Consider the following 22,260-nt stretch of genomic DNA (forward strand, 5'->3'; position numbering starts at 1 on the left):
GGAATTCCCAGCACTTATTTCTTGTGAGTATGTATTTTATATGCTATAATAAATCGTATATTTTCTGATATTTACGGTCCATAAGCTGTATGGACGGCAGATAATTGCGATTAAGCAGATGCGAGACGGAGGTGCCCCATGCCGGGATTTAATGATATTATCGGTCATGAGATGATAAAAGAGCATTTTAAGAAGGCGATAGAGACGAATCACGTATCTCATGCGTATATTCTGACAGGTGAGGCGGGAATGGGGCGTAAATCGCTGGCAAACGCATTTGCCATGACGCTTCTCTGTGAGAAAGGGAAGAAAGAACCGTGTATGCAGTGTCATGCATGCAAACAGGTAATGAGCGGCAGCCACCCGGATTTGATTTTTGTAAGTCATGAGAAACCGAACAGCATCGGCGTTGACGATATCAGGGAACAGATCAATGATACGATTATGATACGGCCTTACAGCAGCTACTATAAGATTTACATTGTGGATGAGGCGGAAAAGATGACGGCGCAGGCGCAGAACGCGCTGCTTAAGACCATCGAGGAGCCGCCGTCCTATGCGATTATCATGCTGCTGACGACGAATCAGGAGGCATTTCTTCCAACCATATTATCCCGATGTGTGCAGTTAAAGCTTAAGCCGCTTCAGGACAGTGTTGTGAAGACGTATCTGATGGAATCCCAGGGTATTTCCGAGGTGAAGGCGGAGATCTACGCCGCGTTTGCAAGGGGGAACTTAGGGAAAGCCATTCATCTGGCATCCTCAGAGGATTTTCAGCTGATGTATACGGAGCTTCTTCATATGCTGAAGCATCTGAAAGATATGGATATTACAGAGCTTTTGGACTATATTAAGAAGTTAAAGGACGAGAATCTGGATATTTATGAATGCCTTGATTTTATGCAGCTGTGGTATCGGGATGTGTTGATGTATAAGGTGACACAGGATATTAATCTCCTGGTGTTTAAGGAAGAATATAATACAATTAAGGAAATGAGCGCCGCCTGCGCCTACGATGGAGTTGAGAAGATTCTTCAGTCTATTGACAAGGCAGGAATACGGCTGAATGCCAATGTTAACATGGAACTGGCCATGGAGCTCATGTTACTGGTAATGAAGGAGAACTGATAGATGATAAAAGTGATTGGTGTAAGATTCCGCAATGCGGGTAAAATCTATTATTTCGATCCGGCCGGCAGAGAGATTCATACGGGTGACCATGTGATCGTGGAGACGGCAAGAGGGATTGAATACGGTTATGTGGTGCTGGGAAGCAGAGAGGTGCCGGATGACAAGGTTGTTCAGCCGCTTAAGTCTGTAATCCGGATGGCATCGAAGGAAGACGAGGAAGTGGAGTTAAAGAACCACGAGAAGGAAAAGGAAGCGTTCCGTATCTGTAAGGAAAAGATCAGAAAACACGGACTTCAGATGAAGCTGATCGATGCGGAATATACCTTTGACAATAACAAGGTGCTGTTTTATTTTACTGCGGATGGAAGAATCGATTTCCGTGAACTGGTAAAGGATCTGGCATCGGTATTTAAGACCAGAATTGAGCTCCGTCAGGTCGGCGTCAGGGACGAGACGAAGATTGTGGGAGGAATCGGTATCTGTGGAAGACCGCTGTGCTGTCACTCTTACTTATCGGAGTTTATACCTGTTTCGATTAAGATGGCAAAGGAACAGAATTTATCGTTGAATCCCACGAAGATATCCGGTGTCTGCGGCAGGCTTATGTGTTGTCTGAAGAATGAGGAAGAGACGTATGAGGAATTAAACAGCAAGCTTCCCAATGTAGGCGATTACGTGACTACAGACGACGGTCTGAAGGGCGAAGTTCATTCAGTCAGCGTACTTCGCCAGCTGGTGAAGGTCATCGTTATCACAAAGGATGAGAAGGAAATCAGAGAATACCGTGTGGATCAGCTGAAGTTTAAACCGAGGCGGCGCAAGGATAAAGGCTCTGTAGCGGATGCGGAGCTGAAGGCTCTGGAGGCCCTGGAGAAAAAGGAAGGGAAATCCAAGTTAGATGATAATTGAGCTAAAAAGTGATGAACGGCTTGATGATTTACAGAGGAATGGTTATCAGATCATTCAGAAGAAGAACGGGTTCTGTTTTGGTATGGATGCAGTGCTTTTGTCAGGCTTTGCGAGGGTGAAGCAAGGGGAGAAGGCCATTGATCTGGGAACCGGAACAGGGATTATCCCGATTCTTCTGGAAGCGAAATATGAAGGCGAATATTATACGGGGCTGGAGATTCAGGATGAGATGGCGGACATGGCCGCGCGCAGTGTGGCGCTCAATCACTTAGAAGAGAAGGTCTCGATCGTAAAAGGCGATATCAAGGAAGCCAGCCGGTTGTTTGGTGCGGCTTCCTTTGACGTGGTGACATCGAATCCGCCCTATATGAACGATGCCCATGGACTGAAAAATCCGGACCTGCCAAAGGCGATTTCCCGGCATGAAGTGCTCTGCACACTGGATGATGTGACGAGGGAGGCCGCGAGACTGCTGCGGCCGGGCGGGAGATTTTATATGGTGCACAGGCCGCACCGGTTGATTGAGATTATTACCGCACTTACGAAGTATAAGCTGGAGCCGAAGCGGATGAAGATGGTTCATCCGTTTGTGGAGAAGGATGCCAATATGGTTCTGATCGAGGCTGTACGTGGAGGAAAATCCATGATTAAGGTGGAGGCGCCGATTGTGGTTTATCAGGAGCCGGGGGTATATACGCAGGAGATTTATGACATTTATGGGTATTGAAGGGCTGGATTAGTGGGGCTGGTAAAGCTATTATAATGGAAAAGTTGGTTAAGCAGATGGAAAATCAGAAAACAGGAAAGCTGTATTTATGTGCGACGCCCATTGGTAATTTAGATGATATTACTTTACGGGTTTTGAATACATTAAAGGAAGTGGATTTGATTGCGGCGGAGGACACCCGGCACAGCATTAAGCTGTTAAACCACTTTCATATTAAGACGCCTATGACAAGTTATCATGAATATAATAAAGTGGACAAGGCTAAGTATCTGGTGGAGCAGATGAAAAATGGGGTTTCGATTGCATTGATTACAGATGCGGGAACGCCCGGGATCTCTGATCCAGGCGAAGAACTGGTGAGACAGTGCTATGAGGCGGGAGTACCGCTTACATCTCTGCCCGGGCCAGCGGCCTGTATCACGGCTCTGACGATATCGGGACTGGCTACAAGGCGTTTCTGCTTTGAAGCATTCCTCCCTTCGGATAAGAAGGAAAAACAGTGGATTCTGGAGGAACTGAAACGGGAGACGAGAACCATTATTCTATATGAAGCGCCTCACCGGCTGGTCAGAACGCTGGAGGAGCTGAGGGAGGCCCTGGGAAACAGGAGAATTACGATATGCCGGGAATTGACGAAACGGTATGAAACGGCATTTCAGACTACGTTTGAAGAGGCACTGGCGGTCTATGAGACTGAGGAGCCGAGAGGCGAGTGCGTTGTTGTAATCGAAGGAAAGAGCATCAGTGAAATCAGGGAAGAGCGGATGAAAACGTTTGAGGAGATGTCTCTGGAAGAACATATGGAGTTGTATGAGAAACAGGGAATAGAGCGAAAAGAAGCCATGCGCATGGTGGCAAAGGACCGGGGAATCAGTAAAAGGGATGTTTATCAGCAGCTGATGAAGTAAAAGGGGATCATGGAACTGCTGGTTCCGTATAAAGGGCCGGATCGAGAAGATCCGGCTTTTCATATATTGGTCAGATGGTGTAATACCGTTGTATCTAGCGAAGCAGAGGAAGATATCCTGTCAGCTTATTCACGGTTTTTTTTGGTCCGCAGATTGCAATTCCGAGATAGGTAAATGATTTTTCCTCGGTGGCAGCGGCCTTATCGATAAATTCATCATAAGTCTTACAGCTCTGTGCCGTATCGGAGAAATCTACCACGGTCAGATCAGCGTATTCCGGACGGTAAAGCTGTTCCCTCAATTCCCGTATCTTCGCACCGTCAGCCTTCAAAACAGGTACCGGAAACTGAATGATTCCCCGGTGGGAGCAGCCGGTCTTGTCCGTGACGTCAGGTCCCACGGTATCCGGCATCTCTTTGCCAAGCGTGATTCCCATAATTCCGGCCGTGTTGGCGATCAGGCCGGCAGGGAGTGTCTCATCGATGACCATTACACATTTTTCATTCTGCAAATCCATTTGTATTACTTCCTTTTCTGTTTGTTGCTTTATTTTACCACTTGTCCGGCGAAATTTCTTGAACGATGTGGCATATTGCAGGATACAGAAAAGGGAGATTTCTTATCTGCAGTCAGGTGTCTCTCTTTTTCCGTAACAGCATTTCAGTTTTTCACTTTTTTCCAATCACGGAACCAGCCCCTCACCAGTTCGATATCCTCCTCACACAAGCCGGCCACATCTTCTTCTGTCATACCCCGTAAATACATATTTTTCGCCATAATCTGCTCCGCCTCTAATTTTCCTTCCAGTTTTCCTTCTATCCTTCCATCCTCAATCATTCCCCGTATCGCTTCGCACATGTTGATTTTTTCTCCTTTCTCTCTGTATGTTTCCTTTACTGCTTCCAGTTCCTTCGATCCGGACATCACGGTGATTACATCGTATGCATCTTCACTCAGCTGCTCAAAGCTTTCCCGGTGTCCAAACACATAACTGCGCTCTGCTTCCTTATCCCCGGAAAACCCTATAAACCCAAATACTTCCCGCAGATCGGTCTGAAAGAGATCGGTATCTTTAAAACGTCTGACCTCCAGAACATGCAGCCTGTAGTTGTTAAACAGATTCTTCAGACCTTCTGGTATCTCCTCAAAATTGATAAGCGAATACAAATCCCCTGCGCCATCCCACGGTTCTGCACCGTAGTACAGAACGATGGTAAAAATTGCGTTTAACCGGTCTTCTTTCCGAAAACCGCCGAGAAACTCCCCTCTCGACAGGCCCCTGGCCTTTCGATTCTTTTTCTGGATTCTCCGCATCTGTTCGTCGTATCCGGCGGCATCCTCGAGTATGACCCGGACCGGCATCCCATAATGAACCAGATCCTGATGCTCCAGAGCGATAACCGCAAAGTTCATCCCCATGACTACCCGCTTTACCGCATCACGGTATTTCTGGACTGCAAACCACTTTCTCACTGTCCCCAAAACACCGGTCACCAGGATATTTTTTTCTAAGATATCCGAGCCGGATACCACCTGTTCCCCGGAAAACACGTATCCGTTAATCAGATCCGCATATCTGTCCTCATCTTCAAAATATCTGGCCAGGGCAATATCCTTTTTCCCCATACACATGTACTCCCGCTTTCAATTTTACGCAGGAAGAGAAGAATTCCATACCATAATTATAGAGGGCATCTACGTAAAATACAAGTGTTGGAGCTCTTTTTACTCTTCCTTTTGTTATTATTTACTTTTAATAGTTTTGCTTTGTTTTGGATTCTATTGGCGAAGTGCCGGAATTATTTCAATCTACATTTTGAACCCATATATCATTCAAAATGACACAGCAGCTTTGCTGCTTTTTATCCGGTGCCGGATAGTCTTGACTTCATGTCAGTGGGGGATATATGTCCACCACTGCCGTTAAGTTTGTTTTTGGCGATTAAGCCCTCCAACTGTAGCGGTGGGGGAATCCTCGCTTATTTTGTTGAAAAAATTAGATAAAAAAATTAGATAAAAACGAAATAACTTCAGGGTGTAACTGAATACATCAATTTACAATATATAATACTTCATTTTAGAGTGAAAAGCAAGAGAAATTGATTTTTTTAACTAAAATAGCCTCTGCTTATGCCCGAAACCGGAACAGGAATGGCCGGGGAAAGCGCCAGAGCCAAAGTGGGCGGTGAGGTGCCGGGCTGGCCGGAAATAGTAGCAACCTGCAGCCACTACTCAAAAATTTTTCTTGACAAACGAATTGGGATTGTATAGAATTGGTTTGAATATCAAAATATTTGAAACGAAAAATATCAGAGACAGGTGAAAACCACGGGTTTTCCCATTTACCTGGATGTGTGTATCACAGCACGAATGGGGGAAATTATGACGACTAGAATTATAGGAACAGGTTCGGCTGTGCCGAAACAGGTGGTAACCAATGACGATCTGGCAAAGATCGTGGATACCAGCGATGAATGGATCAGGCCGAGAACCGGAATCCGGGAAAGACGGATTGCAGCGGCGGAATCGGGAACAACCGATCTGGCAGCAGAGGCGGCGAGAAGGGCGATTGAGCAGTCAGGGATAAAGCCCGAAGAGCTGGACATTATCGTACTTGCGACTTCCTCGGGTGACTGCTGTTTTCCAAATGGTGCCTGCGAGGTACAGGCCGCGGTCGGCGCGGTCAATGCGGTGGCGTTTGATATAAGTGCTGCGTGTTCGGGATTTGTTTTTGCATTAAACACGGTACATAGCTTTCTGTCTGCGGGGATCTACCGGACGGGGCTTGTGATCGGGGCGGATACACTCAGCAAACTGGTGGACTGGAATGACCGGAGCACCTGCGTTCTCTTCGGAGACGGGGCGGGAGCAGCTGTCGTAAGGGCAGAGGACACCGGAGTCATAGGGCTGACTATGGGTGCGGACGGAACGAAAGGCGATGTTTTAAAATGCGGCGGACGCACTACGGGAAATTTCCTGACAGGAAAGAAACCGGAATTAGGCTATATGTCCATGGATGGCCAGGAAGTTTTTAGATTTGCGGTTAAGACCGTACCGGAGGCGATCAAAAAGACACTTGCCGGAAGCGGAACCGAATTAGAGGAAATTAAATATTTTATTCTGCATCAGTCCAATTACCGGATTTCCGAATCCATAGCGAAAAGACTTAAATTACCGATGGATAAGTTTCCAGCGAATTTAGAGCGGTATGGTAATACTTCCGGAGCGTCGGTGCCCATCCTTTTAGATGAGCTGAACCGCGAAGGAAAATTGAAGCCGGGCGATAAATTGCTTTTAGCCGGTTTTGGTGCAGGGTTAACCTGGGGAACCACTCTTCTGGAGTGGTAATTAAAAAGACTAATACTTTGAAAATCAAAGTAATTAGATAAATATTAAAAAGATGAATGAAATAAAAGATGGAAAAGTGAAGAGGAGAATGAAACCATGTTAGAGAAGATGAAAGAGATTATCGCAGAGCAGTTAAATGTAGACGCAGAGGCCGTTACAGCAGAATCTTCCTTTAAAGAGGATTTAGGAGCAGATTCCCTGGACTTATTCGAACTTGTTATGGCATTGGAGGATGAGTACTCTGTAGAGATCCCTTCTGAAGATTTAGAGAAGCTGACAACTGTAGGTGCGGTTATGGACTATTTAAAAGCAAAGGGCGTGGAAGGCTGATGAAAACCAGAATAACGGAACTTTTAGGAATTAAACACCCGATTATTCAGGGTGGAATGGCCTGGGTTGCGGAACATCATCTGGCTGCTGCTGTATCGGAAGCCGACGGGCTGGGACTGATCGGCGGAGCCAATGCTCCGGCCGAAGTGGTCAGAGAAGAGATCCGCAAGGCGAAAGCGCTGACAGACAAGCCGATTGGCGTCAATGTCATGCTGCTGAGCCCTCATGCCGATGAGGTGGCAAAGGTTGTTGTGGAAGAAGGAATCGGTGTGGTAACCACCGGAGCCGGAAACCCGGAGAAGTATATTGAGATGTGGAAGGCTGCCGGAGTTAAAATTATTCCGGTTGTGGCTTCTGTGGCACTGGCTAAGAGAATGGAACGGTATGGCGCAGATGCGGTTGTAGCAGAAGGATGTGAATCCGGCGGCCATATCGGCGAGCAGACTACCATGACACTGGTGCCTCAGGTCGCGGATGCCGTTTCCATACCGGTTATCGCGGCAGGCGGAATCGGCGACGGACGCGGAATTGCGGCGGCATTTATGCTTGGCGCGGAGGCAGTACAGATCGGCACGAGATTTGTAGTTTCTGACGAGTCCATTGTACATGAGAATTATAAGCAGCGCATTATCAAGGCAAAGGACATCGATTCGGCGGTTACGGGACGTTCCCACGGCCATCCGGTCAGATGTTTAAGAAATCAGATGACCAGGGAATACGTAAAGCTGGAACAGGAAGGCAAGAGCTTCGAGGAACTGGAGTACTTAACTCTCGGAAAGCTGAGGGAGGCCGTACAGGAGGGCGATATCACAAACGGTACCGTCATGGCAGGCCAGATTGCAGGTATGATCAGCAAGACTCAGACCTGTAAGGAAATGATTGATGAGATGATGGAACAGGCAGAGAAACTGCTGAACCGCTAATTAAAAACGGCGGAACGGACATGGAAACTGCCGGTCAGGTAAGTAAAAATGATGGTACGGATCAGAAACTGCCGGACCAGCAATTGAAAAAAGGAGTTACGGATTATGAGCAAGACTGCATTTATTTTCCCGGGACAGGGTGCACAGTACTGTGGAATGGGCCAGGATTTTTACGAGAATACAAAGACTGGAAAAGCGATCTTTGACATGGCGTCAGAGCTGCTTGGATTTTCTGTGCCGGAGCTGTGCTTTGAGAAGAACGACAGGCTGGATATCACGGAATACACACAGGCCGCCATGGTAACTGCCAGCATCGCCATGATGCGTGTTCTGGAAGAGACAAAAGGCGTGAGGCCGGATGTGGCTGCAGGACTGAGCCTGGGAGAATACCCTGCACTTGCTGCCGCGGGCGTGATGAGCGACGCGGATGCGATCCGTACCGTAAGACAGAGAGGAATCCTCATGCAGGAGGCGGTTCCGGTGGGAATCGGAGCCATGGCCGCCATCCTGGCACTGGATGCATCTAAAATAGAAGAGGTATTAAGCGGTATTGACGATGTTTCCATCGCCAACTATAACTGTCCGGGCCAGATCGTCATATCGGGACGGAAAGAGGCAGTGGAAGAGGCTAATGCAAAGCTGCTGGAGGCGGGAGCAAAGCGTGCCGTCATGTTAAATGTCAGCGGACCATTTCATTCCGCCATGCTCGCGGAAGCCGGCAGAAAGCTGGGTGAGGTACTGGCCGGTGTGACGATCCATACTCCGGTTATTCCGTATGTCGCCAATGTTACGGCTCAGTACGTGACGAAGGCAGAGGATGTGAGACCGCTTTTAGAGAAGCAGGTGTCTTCCTCCGTCAGATGGCAGCAGAGCGTGGAAGCCATGCTGCAGAATGGAGTGGACACATTTATAGAAATCGGGCCGGGAAAGACACTGGCCGGGTTTATGAGAAAGATAACAAGAGATGTAAAAGTCATTAATATAGAAAAACTCGAAGATATTGGGAGGATGCCGGAATGTTAGAAGGAAAAACAGCTGTTGTGACCGGTGCCGGAAGAGGAATCGGGCGGGCGATCGCGCTTCGTCTGGCTGCGGAAGGCGCGACCGTCATTGTAAATTATAATGGTTCCGCGAAACGTGCGGAAGAGGTAGTAAATGAGATTACGGCAGGCGGGGGGAAAGCGGAAGCGATCCAGTGCAGCGTATCTGATTTCGAAAGCGTTGCGGCCATGATGGACGGCGTCATTAAGAAGTATGGCTCCATCGATATTCTGGTAAATAACGCCGGAATTACAAAGGATAACCTTCTGATGAAAATGTCGGAAGAGGATTTTGACGCAGTGATCGATACCAATTTGAAGGGCGTGTTTAACTGCATGAAGCATGTGGCATGGCAGATGATTAAGCAGAGAGGCGGCAGAATCATCAATATTTCTTCCGTTTCCGGTGTGCTCGGCAATGCGGGGCAGGCCAATTACTGTGCGGCCAAGGCCGGTGTGATCGGACTGACAAAATCCTTTGCCAGGGAAGTGGCCAGCAGGGGAATTACGGTGAATGCGGTGGCTCCAGGATTTATTGAGACGGAAATGACGGAGGTTCTGTCCGATGCGGTTAAGGCAGGAGCGACAGAACAGATCCCGATGAAACATTTTGGAACCACTGAGGATATTGCCGGTGCGGTAGCATTTTTGGCATCCGGTGCGGCTGGCTACATTACCGGACAGGTGATCTGCGTGGACGGCGGAATGGCGATGTAACGTAACTATTCGGCAGTGCGTCAGGTTGTACGGAAATGTGTGTTACAAGCTCGCATGTATAAGCACATTTCCGTACAATCTGACATAGGGCGGAACGCCCGAGCTTCTTGTTTTCATGTATTTTGAAAACAAGAAGATGCACGGTAGGGCGAGAGTTATAATGTAATAAGGAGAGAGCGATATGAAGACAAGAGTTGTAGTTACCGGTATGGGCGCAATTACACCGATCGGAAATGATGTAGAGAGTTTCTGGAACGGACTGAAAGAAAAAAAAGTGGGAATCGGACCGATTACCCAGTTTGATACAACGGATTACAAGGCAAAGCTTGCGGCCGAAGTAAAGGATTTTGATGCTAAGAACTATATGGACCCGAAGGCCGCAAAACGTATGGAGCGTTTCTCCCAGTTTGCAGTAGCGGCCTCAAAGGAAGCTTTGGAGAATTCCGGCATTGATATGGAACAGGAGGACCCGTACCGCGTAGGCGTCTGTCTGGGATCCGGTATCGGAAGTCTTCAGGCTATGGAACGGGAGCACAAAAAGCTTCTGGAAAAGGGGCCGGGCCGTGTGAATCCACTCCTGGTACCGATGATGATCTGCAATATGGCAGCAGGAAATGTGGCAATCCAGTTCGGATTAAAGGGAAAATGTTTTAACGTGGTAACGGCCTGTGCCACAGGAACTCATTCCATCGGTGAAGCATTCCGCTCCATTCAGTATGGGGAGGCGGACGTCATGGTTGCCGGAGGAACGGAAGCCAGTATTGCACCGATCGGCGTGGCTGGTTTTACCTCTCTGACTGCTCTCACTACGGTGACAGACCCGCTGCGCGCTTCCATTCCTTTCGATCAGGACAGAAGTGGTTTTGTTATGGGAGAGGGTGCCGGTGTTGTCGTTCTGGAGTCTTTAGAGCACGCTCTTGCAAGAAATGCGGCCATTTATGCTGAGGTGATCGGATACGGATCAACCTGTGACGCTTACCATATCACATCTCCTGCAGAGGACGGAAGCGGAGCTGCCAGAGCGATGGTGAATGCCATAAATGACGGCGGTATCAGACCGGAGGATGTGGATTATGTCAACGCACACGGAACCAGCACGCATCACAACGATTTATTTGAGACCATGGCAATCAAATCGGCGCTTGGAGACCATGCAAAACAGGTGAAGATCAACTCAACCAAGTCCATGATCGGCCATCTGCTGGGTGCTGCGGGCGGCGTGGAATTCATTGCCTGTGTGAAATCGATTCAGGATGGTTTTGTTCACGCAACGGCTGGCCTTGAGACGGAGGGAGAAGGCTGCGACTTAGACTACACGAAGGGCGAGGGCGTTTCCTGTGAAGTAAATGTGGCAATCAGCAACTCTCTTGGATTTGGCGGTCATAATGCCAGTATTTTAGTGAAGAAGTTCGAGCAGTAGGAGGCCGGATATGGAGATCAATGATATCATCAGACTGATGCAGGCGGTTTCAGAGAATGGCCTGACCAGCTTTAAAATAGAGGAAGGTAATTTAAAGCTTTCCATCAGGAAAGAAAAAGAACAGATTATAACCGTAGCGGGAAACAGCACGGTGCAGCAGATGGTACCGGCAGCAGGCGCGGCTTTGGAGATGGCAGCGCTTCCGGCAGCAGAGATTTTTGCATCGGCGGCAGCAGGCGGAAGTGAAGGTGCGCAGACTGCAGGAAGAACAACGGAGGCCATTGATTCTGATAAAATCGTGGCGTCACCGCTGGTTGGAACCTTTTATAATTCCTCTTCACCGGATGCCGAGCCGTTTGTCAAGGTTGGAGATACGGTAAAGAAGGGGCAGACCCTTGGAATCATCGAGGCCATGAAGCTGATGAACGAAATCGAGAGCGAGTATGACGGCGTTGTAGAAGCCATCCTCGTCTCCAATGAAAATGTGGTGGAATACGGCCAGCCGCTGTTCAGAATCCGGTAAAGGGGCATATAAGACCGTTACTGACAGGAAAGAAAAGTTGAAAAGAGGGAGCGTTATGTTAGGTATTAAGGAAATCGAGGAAATTATTCCTCACAGGCATCCGTTTTTGCTGGTAGACTGCATTGAAGAGCTGGAACCGGGTGTCCGTGCCGTGGGATATAAATGTGTTACGTTTGATGAACCGTATTTCCAGGGGCATTTTCCGCAGGAGCCGGTTATGCCGGGTGTACTGAGAATTGAGGCGCTGGCACAGGTAGGAGCAGTTGCTATCTTAAGTGAAGAGGCAAATAAGGGAAAACTGGTATTTTTTGGCGGAATCGACAAAGCGAAGTTCAAGTATAAAGTAGTTCCGGGCGACCGCATGCGTCTGGAATGTGAAATCATCAAGCGCAAGGGGCCGGTAGGCGTTGGCAGGGCTGTAGCAACGGTCGACGGTAAAATCGCCGCTTCCGCGGAACTGACATTTATGATTGGATAGGTGGACGTCATATGTTTGATAAAATATTGATCGCAAACCGCGGCGAGATCGCGGTGCGTATTATCCGGGCATGCCGGGAAATGGGAATCAAGACGGTAGCGGTCTATTCTGAAGCGGACCGTGATTGTCTGCATACGCTTCTGGCAGATGAGGCCATCTGCATCGGCCCGGCGCCATCCACCCAGAGTTACTTAAATATGGAGCGGATTCTGACTGCCACGGTGGCGATGAAGGCGGATGCCATCCATCCGGGATTTGGTTTCCTCTCGGAGAACGCCAGATTTGCGGAACTGTGTGAAAAATGCAATATTACATTTATCGGTCCATCCGCTGAGATTATCAATAAGATGGGCAATAAATCCGAGGCGAGAAAGACCATGATGGAAGCCGGAGTTCCGGTCGTTCCAGGCGGCAAGGAGGCTGTCCACGAAGTGGAGGAGGCCCGTCTCGTAGCGGAAAAAATCGGATATCCGGTGATGATCAAGGCATCGTCAGGCGGCGGAGGAAAGGGCATGCGTATCTCCAGAGGTCCGGAAGATTTCGATGCAAATTTCCAGAATGCCCAGATGGAGTCTGTTAAGGGATTTTCTGACGATACGATGTATATTGAAAAGTATATTGAGAAGCCAAGGCATATCGAGTTTCAGATTATGGCAGATAAGTATGGAAATGTCGTCCATTTGGGAGAACGTGACTGTTCCATTCAGAGACGCCACCAGAAGGTGCTGGAGGAATCTCCGTCCGCTGCCATTTCTGAAGAACTGCGGAAGCGGATGGGAGATACGGCGGTCCGTGCGGCAAAGGCTGTAGGTTATGAGAATGCCGGAACCATAGAATTTCTGCTGGATAAGCATAAGAACTTTTATTTCATGGAAATGAATACAAGAATCCAGGTGGAGCATCCGGTAACGGAGCTGGTATCTGGACTGGACTTGATAAAAGAGCAGATTCGTGTGGCGGCAGGAGAGCCGTTAAGTGTGTCCCAGGATGACATAAAACTCACAGGCCATGCCATCGAATGCAGAATTAATGCAGAAAATCCGGAAAAGAACTTTATGCCGTGTCCCGGACTGATTACGAATGTCCACGTACCGGGAGGCAATGGAGTCCGTGTAGACACCCACATTTATAATGATTATAAAGTCCCGGCAAACTACGATTCCATGCTGATGAAGCTGATCGTTCATGGAAAAGACCGTACAGAGGCGATTGCCAAGATGCGAAGCGCGCTGGGAGAATTGATTATAGAGGGAATTGAGACAAATGTAGACTTTCAGTTCGATATCCTGAGTCACGAAGCATATCAGGCTGGAGATATAGACACAGATTTCATACCGAAATACTTTGCGTAAGCAATGAGCAGTGCACCCAGATGAAATTTCGTATTCTCAGATGCAAGCTCGCTTGTATCTGAGAATGCGGAGTTTCATCTGGGTATGGGGCGAATGCCCGACAGCCATGGGACGCCAAAGGCGTTCCATGGCTGTCCACTGCGGATGTATCATCCTAATCACCTCACAGCTGCCTCTCCCTAATCCTCATTTTTCTTTCTTAAAGGAGCAAAAACCATGTTAAGAGACATGTTTAAAAAAACCTACACACTTATCGACAGCAAATATAAAACGCCCGACAAGGCAGACGAACCGAACATCCCGGCCGGTCTGTGGAGAAAGTGCAACAAATGCGGTCAGCCTATTTACGCAGAGGATGTCAAAAACAATTTTTATATTTGTCCGAAATGTAAAGGTTATTTCCGTGTCCACGCTTACCGCAGAATCGAGATGACCGCGGATGCAGGCAGCTTCGAGGAATGGGATAAAGAAATGGAATTTGCCAATCCCCTGAACTTCCCCGGATATGAAAAAAAAATCGAAGCCGCCAGGGAGAAGACGAAATTAAACGAAGCCATTGTAACCGGAAAATGTACCATAGGCGGCGAGCCTGCGGTCTTAGGCGTCTGTGATGCCAGATTCATCATGAGCAGCATGGGTCACGTGGTCGGTGAAAAGATTGCAAGGGCGGTGGAGCGTGCCACAAAGGAACAGCTCCCTGTTATCATATTTGCCTGTTCCGGCGGCGCCAGAATGCAGGAGGGAATCGTGTCCCTGATGCAGATGGCGAAGACCTCTGCGGCATTAAAGCGCCATCACAACGCGGGACAGCTGTTTATCAGTGTTCTGACTGATCCGACGACAGGCGGCGTGACGGCCAGCTTTGCGATGCTGGGCGATATCATTCTGGCGGAGCCGGGGGCGTTAATCGGCTTTGCGGGTCCCAGGGTTATCGAGCAGACCATTGGCCAGAAGCTGCCGGAGGGCTTCCAGCGTTCCGAGTTCTTACAGGATCACGGCTTTGTGGATAAAATCGTAAAGCGCGAGGACATGAAATCCACAATTGCCGCCATTTTAAAGCATCATCATCCACATACATGGGCACAAAACGGTGAAAAATCATTTTCCCCTGTGGATAACTGTTTAAAACCAGAAGCCTTCAGTGGAAAAGATAAAAAGGCGAAAAACCGCAGGAATAAAAAGACGCCATGGGATACCGTACAGCTTTCCAGAAGCGCGGAACGCCCGGCAGCCAGTGATTATATCAATGCAGTATTTGATGATTTTATGGAATTCCATGGAGACCGTTACTTTGGCGACGACGGAGCCATCGTGGGCGGCATCGCCTCCTTCCGCGGCATGCCCGTGACCGTCATCGGACAGGAAAAGGGAAAGAATACAAAGGACAATATCAGGCGCAATTTCGGAATGCCATCCCCCGAAGGATACAGAAAAGCGCTGCGCCTGATGAAGCAGGCGGAGACCTTTGGCCGTCCCATCATCTGTTTTGTGGATACGCCAGGTGCGTTCTGCGGACTGGAGGCAGAAGAGCGGGGCCAGGGAGAGGCGATTGCCCGGAATCTGTTTGAAATGGCCGATATCACCGTTCCAATACTTTCCATCGTAATCGGAGAGGGCGGAAGCGGCGGTGCGCTCGCAATGGCGGTGGCCAATGAAGTCTGGATGCTGGAAAATTCTATTTATTCGATCCTGTCTCCGGAAGGGTTTGCCTCCATCCTTTATAAAGACAGCAAGAAGGCCAGCGACGCGGCGCGCGTTATGAAGATTACCGCCAGGGATTTAATGGAGCTGGGACTGATCGAGAGAATTATTGCAGAAGAGGAGCCGGCTTCGGCAGAGAACCTGACAACTTTAGCCGGGGAGATGGAGACCGCCATGGAGGCGTTTTTCGATAAATACGCAGCCATGAAGAAAGAAGAAATCGCCTCCGGGCGGTATGACAGATTTAGGAGAATGTAATGGGAAATTTAAAACCATTGGTAATAGGAGAACTCGTAGTTCCGAAGCCGGTTATTCAGGGCGGAATGGGAGTTGGAATCAGCCTCTCATCCCTGGCAGGCGCAGTGGCAAAAGCAGGCGGCATGGGAATCATTTCTACCGCACAGATCGGTTTTAAGGAGCCGGATTTTGCGGATCATTCGCTGGAAGCAAACTTAAGAGCGATTGGTAAAGAATTTAAGAAGGCCAGGGAGATTGCCCCGGAAGGTGTGATTGGATTTAACATCATGGTGGCAACGAAAAATTATGCCATGTATGTCAAAGAGGCGATAAAGGCCGGTGCGGATATTATTATCTCGGGAGCGGGGCTTCCTGTCAGTCTTCCGGCATATTTAGCCGAAGCGGCGGCAGAAATGAAATCGGCCGGGCTTGGAGAGACGGTAAAGACAAAAATCGCACCGATTGTATCATCTGTCAAGTCAGCCATGGTTATTTTAAAGATGTGGGATCGCAAGTTTGGACGTGTGCCGGATCTGGTGGTGATTGAGGGACCGTTAGCCGGAGGCCACCTGGGATTTTCACGAGAATCCTTAACTGAGCTGGGAGTGGATACGCCGGATGTGGAGCACACCTATCACCAGGATGCCTATGATGAGGAAATCAGGGGGATTATCCGTCTGGTAGGGGAATACGCGGAGAAGTATCAGACAAAGATTCCGGTGGTGACGGCAGGGGGCATCTACAGCCATGAGGATGTGATGCACCAGATTGATTTAGGAGCCGACGGCGTCCAGGTAGCGACCCGCTTTGTAACTACTGTAGAGTGCGACGCGCCCGAGGAATTCAAGCAGGCTTATATCCGGTCCTCCAAAGAAGATATCGTGATTACAAAAAGTCCTGTGGGCATGCCGGGGCGGGCAATTCATAACGCCTTTTTAAGCGGTGTCGGCCAGACTCCGTTTAAGCTGGAGCACTGCTACCAGTGTCTCGAAAAGTGCGACAAGAAGACGATTCCTTACTGTATAACCAAAGCGCTGGTAAATTCCGCCGAGGGGCATACGGATGAAGGACTGGTGTTCTGCGGGAGCAATGCGTTCCGGGCGGAGCGGATTGAGACGGTGGATGAGGTATTGAAATCACTGCTGGGTGAGTAAGAGAGAAGAACTGGTTTTTCAGATTGAGAATATAAGGCCGCAGAGAGGAAATATACTTTCTTTCTACGGCCTTTTTTGAGTGATTTTAGAGTTATACAAAAAACAGCTTCATATACCAGATACCGGATTCTAAATTAGCTGATGGTATAAATAAATTTCCGCAATCATAAAATATTATTAAAATCATCACGGCGGTTAAAATGGTATGTTAAATTATCTTTGGGCGTTTATGATGGTGGCAGGTGTTTTGTGGGCGGCATTTCATGGGAATTTAAGCGCGGTTACTGATGGCGCTCTCTCTTCTGCAAAAGAAGCGGTAATGCTTTGTATTACCATGCTGGGGGTTATGTCATTTTGGAGTGGAATTATGGAAATCGGTCAGAAGTCGGGGCTTATTGAACGGCTGTCTCACCGGATGGGCCCAGTGCTCCGCTTCCTGTTTCCAAGAATTCCGAAAGACCATCCTGCCATGGACCACATTGCAACCAATATCATTGCCAATATCCTGGGCCTGGGATGGGCAGCTACGCCAGCCGGCTTAAAGGCCATGGAATCCCTACAGGAGCTGGAGGAGGAGCGGAGAGAGGAAGAACAGACGGGATTGGATAAAAACAGTCTGGAGAGCTCTAAAAAGCGTCAGGTGAAGAAAAGACCACGCGCTATGCCGCCGGGAACCGCCAGCAATGAGATGTGTACATTCCTGATTATTAATATCTCATCGCTGCAGCTTATTCCGGTAAATATGATCGCATACAGAAGTCAGTACGGCAGCTTAAATCCGGATGCGGTGGTGGGGCCTGCCCTTGTTGCTACCCTGATCTCAACAATCGTAGGTGTGATATACTGCAGGCTGATGGACCGCTGACCTGCAGTATTACAGCAGCGAGACAGTAGACTGCCGCTCAATCAGTTCCACATCCAGCTGCACATGCGGCTGTTCCACATGACCGGTGCTGAGTTTTTCTAAAAGCAGCTTCATGGCTGTTTCTGCTTTTTTTGTAACATTTTGTGATATCGTGGTCAGCTTCGGCGTCGTATAGGTGGATACGGACAGATTATCATAACCGATGACGGACAGATCCGTGGGGATCCGAAGGCCTGCGAGTCTGGCGCCTTCCATAACACCGATCGCACAGATATCAGCGGTCGTGACAACAGCAGTAATCTTATGGCCGCTGCCGGCAATGGCTTTGCCGGCGGCAATACCATCATCATAGGACGGGGAATAGGAAAAGATGCAGTCGGGATCACAGCCCAGCCCACTTTCCTCCATGGCGGCCCGGTAACCGTTAAAACGGTCAGTTAACAGCGGATTGTCTTCGCAGTATGCAGCGAAGGCAATTTTTTTATGCCCGCGGCTGATAAGGTAGCGTGTTGAGAGATAACAGCCTTTTTTGTCATCAGAGTATACGTTTATAACCTCAGGATTGGTGATCCGGGCGTCAAAGAGTACAACGGGTAAATGGGTTTCTTCAATAATGGCATTGACAGAGTCCTCAAAACACTCACCCAGCAGGGGATAGAGAAAGATAACGCCGTCAACGTTCCAGTTGCGCATCAGTACGGATAAGTCTTCCTGGGTCTGAACAGAACGGATCATGACGAAATATCCGTTATTGCGCAGTTCCCGTTCAATCACTCCGATCATGGAGCTGACATAAGGATTGTCAAAATAGCTGACAGGGGATTCCTCGGAATCTAAAGGCACGATGACGCCGATAATGTGAGATGATTTTACAGTCAGGCTTCTGGCGGACAGATTCGGGACGTAATTGTATTCTTTTATAATTGTATTTACTTTTTCTATGGTTGCAGCGGATACACGACTGTGTTTCCCATTAATGACGTTGGATACAGTCATCATGCTGACGCCGGCTTTTTCTGCAATATCTTTTAAAGTCATGTTCAATACCCCTTTGATCAAATAGTTTAACGATAAATATATTATACGCGATCAAAAGAAGAAATGCAATCATATTTTTATAACTGTTGGTAATATTGCCTAGTTTAATGTGGATTAAACTATTTAAACATGACAAAATAAGAAAATAATGTTGACATTGCTTCTGCGCAGTGGTATTCTCTTATCAGATTTAGCGCTAAACTATAGCGCGAAACCAAACGTAAGCAGTTTTCTTTAAAAAAAGAGAGCGGTCATGGAAAAAGAATAAGGAGGAGTTTGAAATGAAGAAGTGTTGGAGAAGTTGTAGAACGGCTGTTTTGGCAGTGACAGCGGCAGTGGCGGTGACAGGCCTTACGGGATGCAGCGGAGCAGATTCGGGAAATGGAAAAGATGCCGGGAGCGCGGCTGTTTCTGTGCCGACAGAGCCGTTTGGAGATACTGTAAAGTATGATCCGGCTCAGCCGGTCAACGAAGGAAAAGACATTTCCGTAGAATTCTGGGAATGGGGCAGTGACAACCTGTTTCAGGAGCTGATTGACGGTTATACGGCAATCCATCCCAACGTATCCATCAAGCTTGTCAATAATCCATGGGACGATTACTGGACAAAGCTCCCCCTGTCTCTCGGCGGCACCAATGGCCCGGCTATCTTTAATGTACATAACAGCCAGCACGAAAACCTGATTCATTATATGGCTCCCTATGAGATTTCACAGGAAGATTTAGACGCTGATTTTAACGGGGTAAGCGCCCATGTGATTGACGGAGATGTATACTATATTGACTATGGAATTATGACCGGCTCCGTCTATTATAATAAGGACATGTGGGAGGCGGCCGGACTTACGGACGCGGATATTCCAAAGACCTGGGACGAGATGCGGGAAGTGGCGAAAAAGCTGACAGTCAAGGAGGGAAACAGCTTTGTACAGGCGGGGCTTAACTTCAACGGAACCTTCCACCAGAACTACCTTCTTGGACTGAACTATCAGCTGGGTCAGAATCTGTTTGAAGAGGATAAAAAGACTGCTACAGTCAATAATGACGCGATGAAGAAGGTTATGCAGCTTCTGGTAGATTTGTATGAGGTTGACGGGGTCGGTTCGAAAGACTTTGGAGCCGAGGGCGCGGACAGCTTCGGACAGGGCCAGTCAGCCATGACCATTCAGTGGGGGCACTTCAATAATACACTGAAGACAAATTTCCCGGATATCAATTTCGGCGTCTTTGAGATTCCGGTATTTGCAGAGAATCCGTACGCTTATAACCGTTATAACGGGGAATCAACCTTCGGAATTAACAAGAACGCGCCGGCAGACCAGCAGGCGGTTGCACAGGATATTGTAAAGTATTTCCTGGCCAATGATGAGATCCAGAAGAAATTCAATATTGCCATGAGCACATTCCCGGCAAAGAAATCCCTGGCTGATGATGCAGATATTTTAGCAAATCCATCCATGGCCGTACTGGCAGACCATATTGACCGCTACATCTGGCCGGGTCCGATGCCTGCTACCATGGAAACTTCGCTGAAGACGGCGGGAGAGAATATCTTCTTCAATGGAATGTCCGTCGACGACGCGCTGGCCGAGGCGGAGGAGACGATCCACAATGATATGAAAAACAGCAGTTTTGAATCCGTAGAAGATCTTTATAAATTCGCAGAGTAGGAAGCGGCCGGCGGGGATGCTGCCAAATGAAAGCTTAAAAGCTGCATCCCCGCATGAAGGAGGGAAAACCATGTTCCGAAAATCAAATCCCCTGCAGAGCAAGAGTGAAATTCTGCTCCGCAATCTCACGGTAACCGGCATGATCATTTTTTACGTGGTATTTCTGCTGGTGCCTATAGGAATTGCCTTTGCCGGAAGCTTCCATGAATGGAATCCGCTCAGCGGTATTTACCGCTTTACCGGCATAGAAAATTATGTGAATGTATTTACCAGCGCACTCTTTGGAAAAGCCATGCTCAATACCCTGATCTTTTCGGTTGTGGTTATCTTTTTCCGGGTGGGCTTAGGACTCGCCATAGCAGTGGCCATCTATTCGACTCTGGTCAAACATAAGAGCTTTTTCCGCGCTGTTTATTACATGCCTGTTGTTACGCCTATGGTAGCGGTGGCTTTTGTATGGAAATTCCTGTACAATCCACAGATTGGCTCTATCAACCAGATTCTGGGGCTGGATATCAACTGGCTGATGAATCCGAAGACAGCTTTAATCGCAATTATGGTTATGACGATATGGAAAGATTTCGGATATGCGGTTGTCATGTTTATGGCGGGACTCTATTCTCTCCCCAGCGATGCCATGGAGGCGGCAAAGGTGGACGGTGCGTCCTCCTGGCAGACTTTTAAATATTTAACGCTTCCGCTGCTGAAGCCCATGACATTATTTGTTGTGATTACATCCATTATTTCCTATATTCAGGCGTATGTTCAGGTGCTGATCTTAACCGAGGGCGGACCGGGAACGGCTACTTACTTATCCTCCTATATCATCTATAACGAGGCGTTTGTGAAATATAATTTCGGATATGCCTCAGCAATGTCCTTTGTACTGTTTGTCATCACCGCGGTATTTACCTGGCTGTCGTTCCGGGTATCCGGGGATTCGGAATAAGGGGGAACTATCATGAGAAAAAGGGTTAGCAGTATTGTTTTAAACATGGTGCTTCTGGTGCTGGGCGTTGTGACCGTCTATCCGTTTTTATGGATGCTGGCTTCGTCTTTTAAGAAGAACAGTGAGATTGTGGCTCTGCATCAGACGTTTCTGCCGAAGCTGTTCACGGTCTCCAATTACATATCCATGAATTCGCATTTTAACTTCATGCGGTTTTTTGCAAACAGTATTTTTATCACGCTGGCCATTACGGTGATCGTGATTTACACCAGTACACTGTGCGGTTTTGTACTCAGTAAATACAGGTTTAAGGGCAGGGACGCGCTGTTTGGCCTTGTGCTGGCTACCATGATGATTCCGTGGTGTGTCACAATTATACCGAGATATTCCATGATCAAGGCGTTTGGATGGATGAATTCTTATGCCGCGTTAATTGTGCCGGCGTCATTTTCCGGCTTTGGAATCTTTATGATGAAGCAGCATATTGCATCCGTACCGGATGAAATCCTGGAAGCGGCCAGGATTGACGGAGCCAATGAGTTTTATATTTTTCATAAGATTGTCATTCCGATGGCGAAGAACGGAATCTCAAGCATTGCAATTTTTCAGTTCTTATGGGCGTGGGAGGACTTCCTGTGGCCGTACCTGGTGATTGACGACAGCAAAAAACAGCTTTTGTCTGTAGGATTAAAGATGTTTAACGGACAGTATTCGACGGATTACGGCGCGCTGTTTGCCGCAACCACGATATCTATTATACCGGTTCTGGCGGTCTATCTGTTCTTCCAGAAACAGTTTATCGCAGGAATCGCCGCATCGGCAGTAAAGGGGTAAAGACAG

General features: G+C 48.2%; 22 protein-coding genes. 19 read left to right on the forward strand and 3 right to left on the reverse strand.

Annotated features, from left to right (window positions below):
* Positions 1 to 138 precede the first annotated feature (138 nt).
* From holB to rsmI, 4 genes are read left to right on the forward strand one after another with little or no spacing between them, the layout of a single operon-like run.
* A complete protein-coding gene (holB, locus tag NE473_RS22990) occupies positions 139 to 1,128 on the forward strand; it encodes a DNA polymerase III subunit delta' (protein ID WP_006772543.1) in 990 nt (329 codons plus the stop codon).
* Positions 1,129 to 1,131: 3 nt separating this feature from the next.
* Positions 1,132 to 2,040, forward strand: a complete 909-nt coding sequence (locus tag NE473_RS22995) for a PSP1 domain-containing protein (protein WP_006772544.1) — start codon at positions 1,132 to 1,134, stop codon at positions 2,038 to 2,040.
* Positions 2,030 to 2,767: a tRNA1(Val) (adenine(37)-N6)-methyltransferase gene (locus tag NE473_RS23000; RefSeq protein ID WP_155560918.1), complete on the forward strand. Its 738-nt coding sequence runs from the start codon at positions 2,030 to 2,032 to the stop codon at positions 2,765 to 2,767. Before NE473_RS22995 ends, NE473_RS23000 begins: the two co-directional genes overlap by 11 nt.
* Positions 2,768 to 2,823: 56 nt before the next feature.
* Positions 2,824 to 3,675: a 16S rRNA (cytidine(1402)-2'-O)-methyltransferase gene (gene rsmI, locus NE473_RS23005; protein WP_039891248.1), complete on the forward strand. Its 852-nt coding sequence runs from the start codon at positions 2,824 to 2,826 to the stop codon at positions 3,673 to 3,675.
* Positions 3,676 to 3,769: 94 nt separating this feature from the next.
* Here the strand turns inward: rsmI and NE473_RS23010 are convergent, their stop codons facing one another.
* Together NE473_RS23010 and NE473_RS23015 are read right to left on the reverse strand one after the other, a co-directional pair.
* Entirely contained in the window at positions 3,770 to 4,192 is a 423-nt protein-coding gene (locus NE473_RS23010; protein WP_006772547.1) for a DUF2000 domain-containing protein, read from the reverse strand.
* Positions 4,193 to 4,335: 143 nt separating this feature from the next.
* A complete protein-coding gene (locus NE473_RS23015; protein WP_155560919.1) occupies positions 4,336 to 5,301 on the reverse strand; it encodes a transposase in 966 nt (321 codons plus the stop codon).
* Positions 5,302 to 6,057: 756 nt separating this feature from the next.
* Between NE473_RS23015 and NE473_RS23020 the strand changes: the two genes are divergently transcribed.
* From NE473_RS23020 to NE473_RS23075, 12 genes are all read left to right on the forward strand, one after another.
* The gene (locus tag NE473_RS23020; protein ID WP_155560920.1) at positions 6,058 to 7,023 is read left to right on the forward strand and encodes a beta-ketoacyl-ACP synthase III; all 966 of its coding nucleotides are present in this window, start codon (positions 6,058 to 6,060) and stop codon (positions 7,021 to 7,023) included.
* 96 nt (positions 7,024 to 7,119) lie between these two features.
* Entirely contained in the window at positions 7,120 to 7,353 is a 234-nt protein-coding gene (gene acpP / locus NE473_RS23025) for an acyl carrier protein (protein WP_006772550.1), read from the forward strand.
* Positions 7,353 to 8,276 carry an enoyl-[acyl-carrier-protein] reductase FabK gene (fabK, locus tag NE473_RS23030; RefSeq protein ID WP_155560921.1) on the forward strand — a complete coding sequence of 308 codons (924 nt, stop codon included), beginning with the start codon at positions 7,353 to 7,355 and terminating at the stop codon, positions 8,274 to 8,276. The genes acpP and fabK overlap by 1 nt, the downstream gene beginning before the upstream one ends.
* Before the next feature lie 105 nt (positions 8,277 to 8,381).
* Positions 8,382 to 9,299: an ACP S-malonyltransferase gene (gene fabD / locus NE473_RS23035; protein ID WP_155560922.1), complete on the forward strand. Its 918-nt coding sequence runs from the start codon at positions 8,382 to 8,384 to the stop codon at positions 9,297 to 9,299.
* The gene (gene fabG, locus NE473_RS23040) at positions 9,293 to 10,033 is read left to right on the forward strand and encodes a 3-oxoacyl-[acyl-carrier-protein] reductase (RefSeq protein ID WP_155560923.1); all 741 of its coding nucleotides are present in this window, start codon (positions 9,293 to 9,295) and stop codon (positions 10,031 to 10,033) included. Before fabD ends, fabG begins: the two co-directional genes overlap by 7 nt.
* Before the next feature lie 181 nt (positions 10,034 to 10,214).
* Positions 10,215 to 11,453, forward strand: coding sequence for a beta-ketoacyl-ACP synthase II (gene fabF / locus NE473_RS23045; RefSeq protein WP_006772554.1), 1,239 nt, complete (start codon positions 10,215 to 10,217; stop codon positions 11,451 to 11,453).
* A gap of 10 nt (positions 11,454 to 11,463) precedes the next feature.
* Positions 11,464 to 11,976, forward strand: coding sequence for an acetyl-CoA carboxylase biotin carboxyl carrier protein (accB, locus tag NE473_RS23050; RefSeq protein WP_155560924.1), 513 nt, complete (start codon positions 11,464 to 11,466; stop codon positions 11,974 to 11,976).
* Between the two features lie 55 nt (positions 11,977 to 12,031).
* Positions 12,032 to 12,454 carry a 3-hydroxyacyl-ACP dehydratase FabZ gene (gene fabZ / locus NE473_RS23055; RefSeq protein ID WP_006772556.1) on the forward strand — a complete coding sequence of 141 codons (423 nt, stop codon included), beginning with the start codon at positions 12,032 to 12,034 and terminating at the stop codon, positions 12,452 to 12,454.
* Positions 12,455 to 12,465: 11 nt separating this feature from the next.
* On the forward strand, positions 12,466 to 13,806 hold the full coding sequence (locus NE473_RS23060) for an acetyl-CoA carboxylase biotin carboxylase subunit (protein ID WP_006772557.1): 1,341 nt from the start codon (positions 12,466 to 12,468) through the stop codon (positions 13,804 to 13,806).
* A gap of 216 nt (positions 13,807 to 14,022) precedes the next feature.
* Positions 14,023 to 15,765, forward strand: a complete 1,743-nt coding sequence (locus NE473_RS23065; protein ID WP_256265394.1) for an acetyl-CoA carboxylase carboxyltransferase subunit alpha — start codon at positions 14,023 to 14,025, stop codon at positions 15,763 to 15,765.
* Positions 15,765 to 16,898, forward strand: a complete 1,134-nt coding sequence (locus NE473_RS23070; RefSeq protein ID WP_155560926.1) for an NAD(P)H-dependent flavin oxidoreductase — start codon at positions 15,765 to 15,767, stop codon at positions 16,896 to 16,898. Before NE473_RS23065 ends, NE473_RS23070 begins: the two co-directional genes overlap by 1 nt.
* A gap of 205 nt (positions 16,899 to 17,103) precedes the next feature.
* Positions 17,104 to 17,763, forward strand: a complete 660-nt coding sequence (locus NE473_RS23075; protein ID WP_155560927.1) for a nucleoside recognition domain-containing protein — start codon at positions 17,104 to 17,106, stop codon at positions 17,761 to 17,763.
* A 9-nt stretch (positions 17,764 to 17,772) separates the two neighbouring features.
* Here the strand turns inward: NE473_RS23075 and NE473_RS23080 are convergent, their stop codons facing one another.
* Positions 17,773 to 18,801 (reverse strand): LacI family DNA-binding transcriptional regulator, encoded by a 1,029-nt coding sequence (locus NE473_RS23080; RefSeq protein WP_022030043.1) that lies wholly within the window; start codon positions 18,799 to 18,801, stop codon positions 17,773 to 17,775.
* A gap of 281 nt (positions 18,802 to 19,082) precedes the next feature.
* On the opposite strand from NE473_RS23080, the gene NE473_RS23085 reads away from it, so the two are divergent.
* The 3 genes from NE473_RS23085 (at position 19,083) to NE473_RS23095 (ending at position 22,254) form a co-directional block, all read left to right on the forward strand.
* On the forward strand, positions 19,083 to 20,471 hold the full coding sequence (locus NE473_RS23085) for an extracellular solute-binding protein (RefSeq protein WP_155560928.1): 1,389 nt from the start codon (positions 19,083 to 19,085) through the stop codon (positions 20,469 to 20,471).
* A gap of 70 nt (positions 20,472 to 20,541) precedes the next feature.
* Positions 20,542 to 21,420 (forward strand): carbohydrate ABC transporter permease, encoded by an 879-nt coding sequence (locus tag NE473_RS23090; protein ID WP_022030041.1) that lies wholly within the window; start codon positions 20,542 to 20,544, stop codon positions 21,418 to 21,420.
* 12 nt (positions 21,421 to 21,432) lie between these two features.
* Complete coding sequence (locus NE473_RS23095; RefSeq protein WP_006772565.1) at positions 21,433 to 22,254, forward strand: carbohydrate ABC transporter permease; 822 nt, start codon at positions 21,433 to 21,435, stop codon at positions 22,252 to 22,254.
* Positions 22,255 to 22,260: the final 6 nt, after the last annotated feature.

It is taken from the genome of Hungatella sp. SL.1.14, from assembly GCF_024460495.1.
In the GTDB taxonomy this organism is placed as follows: Bacteria; Bacillota; Clostridia; order Lachnospirales; family Lachnospiraceae; genus Hungatella; species Hungatella hathewayi.

Coding starts and splice junctions, on each gene's coding strand:
- holB (WP_006772543.1), top strand. CDS start 139: ATGCCGGGATTTAATGATATTATCGGTCATGAGATGATAAAAGAGCAT.
- NE473_RS22995 (WP_006772544.1), top strand. CDS start 1,132: ATGATAAAAGTGATTGGTGTAAGATTCCGCAATGCGGGTAAAATCTAT.
- NE473_RS23000 (WP_155560918.1), top strand. CDS start 2,030: ATGATAATTGAGCTAAAAAGTGATGAACGGCTTGATGATTTACAGAGG.
- rsmI (WP_039891248.1), top strand. CDS start 2,824: ATGGAAAATCAGAAAACAGGAAAGCTGTATTTATGTGCGACGCCCATT.
- NE473_RS23010 (WP_006772547.1), bottom strand. CDS start 4,192: ATGGATTTGCAGAATGAAAAATGTGTAATGGTCATCGATGAGACACTC.
- NE473_RS23015 (WP_155560919.1), bottom strand. CDS start 5,301: ATGGGGAAAAAGGATATTGCCCTGGCCAGATATTTTGAAGATGAGGAC.
- NE473_RS23020 (WP_155560920.1), top strand. CDS start 6,058: ATGACGACTAGAATTATAGGAACAGGTTCGGCTGTGCCGAAACAGGTG.
- acpP (WP_006772550.1), top strand. CDS start 7,120: ATGTTAGAGAAGATGAAAGAGATTATCGCAGAGCAGTTAAATGTAGAC.
- fabK (WP_155560921.1), top strand. CDS start 7,353: ATGAAAACCAGAATAACGGAACTTTTAGGAATTAAACACCCGATTATT.
- fabD (WP_155560922.1), top strand. CDS start 8,382: ATGAGCAAGACTGCATTTATTTTCCCGGGACAGGGTGCACAGTACTGT.
- fabG (WP_155560923.1), top strand. CDS start 9,293: ATGTTAGAAGGAAAAACAGCTGTTGTGACCGGTGCCGGAAGAGGAATC.
- fabF (WP_006772554.1), top strand. CDS start 10,215: ATGAAGACAAGAGTTGTAGTTACCGGTATGGGCGCAATTACACCGATC.
- accB (WP_155560924.1), top strand. CDS start 11,464: ATGGAGATCAATGATATCATCAGACTGATGCAGGCGGTTTCAGAGAAT.
- fabZ (WP_006772556.1), top strand. CDS start 12,032: ATGTTAGGTATTAAGGAAATCGAGGAAATTATTCCTCACAGGCATCCG.
- NE473_RS23060 (WP_006772557.1), top strand. CDS start 12,466: ATGTTTGATAAAATATTGATCGCAAACCGCGGCGAGATCGCGGTGCGT.
- NE473_RS23065 (WP_256265394.1), top strand. CDS start 14,023: ATGTTAAGAGACATGTTTAAAAAAACCTACACACTTATCGACAGCAAA.
- NE473_RS23070 (WP_155560926.1), top strand. CDS start 15,765: ATGGGAAATTTAAAACCATTGGTAATAGGAGAACTCGTAGTTCCGAAG.
- NE473_RS23075 (WP_155560927.1), top strand. CDS start 17,104: ATGTTAAATTATCTTTGGGCGTTTATGATGGTGGCAGGTGTTTTGTGG.
- NE473_RS23080 (WP_022030043.1), bottom strand. CDS start 18,801: ATGACTTTAAAAGATATTGCAGAAAAAGCCGGCGTCAGCATGATGACT.
- NE473_RS23085 (WP_155560928.1), top strand. CDS start 19,083: ATGAAGAAGTGTTGGAGAAGTTGTAGAACGGCTGTTTTGGCAGTGACA.
- NE473_RS23090 (WP_022030041.1), top strand. CDS start 20,542: ATGTTCCGAAAATCAAATCCCCTGCAGAGCAAGAGTGAAATTCTGCTC.
- NE473_RS23095 (WP_006772565.1), top strand. CDS start 21,433: ATGAGAAAAAGGGTTAGCAGTATTGTTTTAAACATGGTGCTTCTGGTG.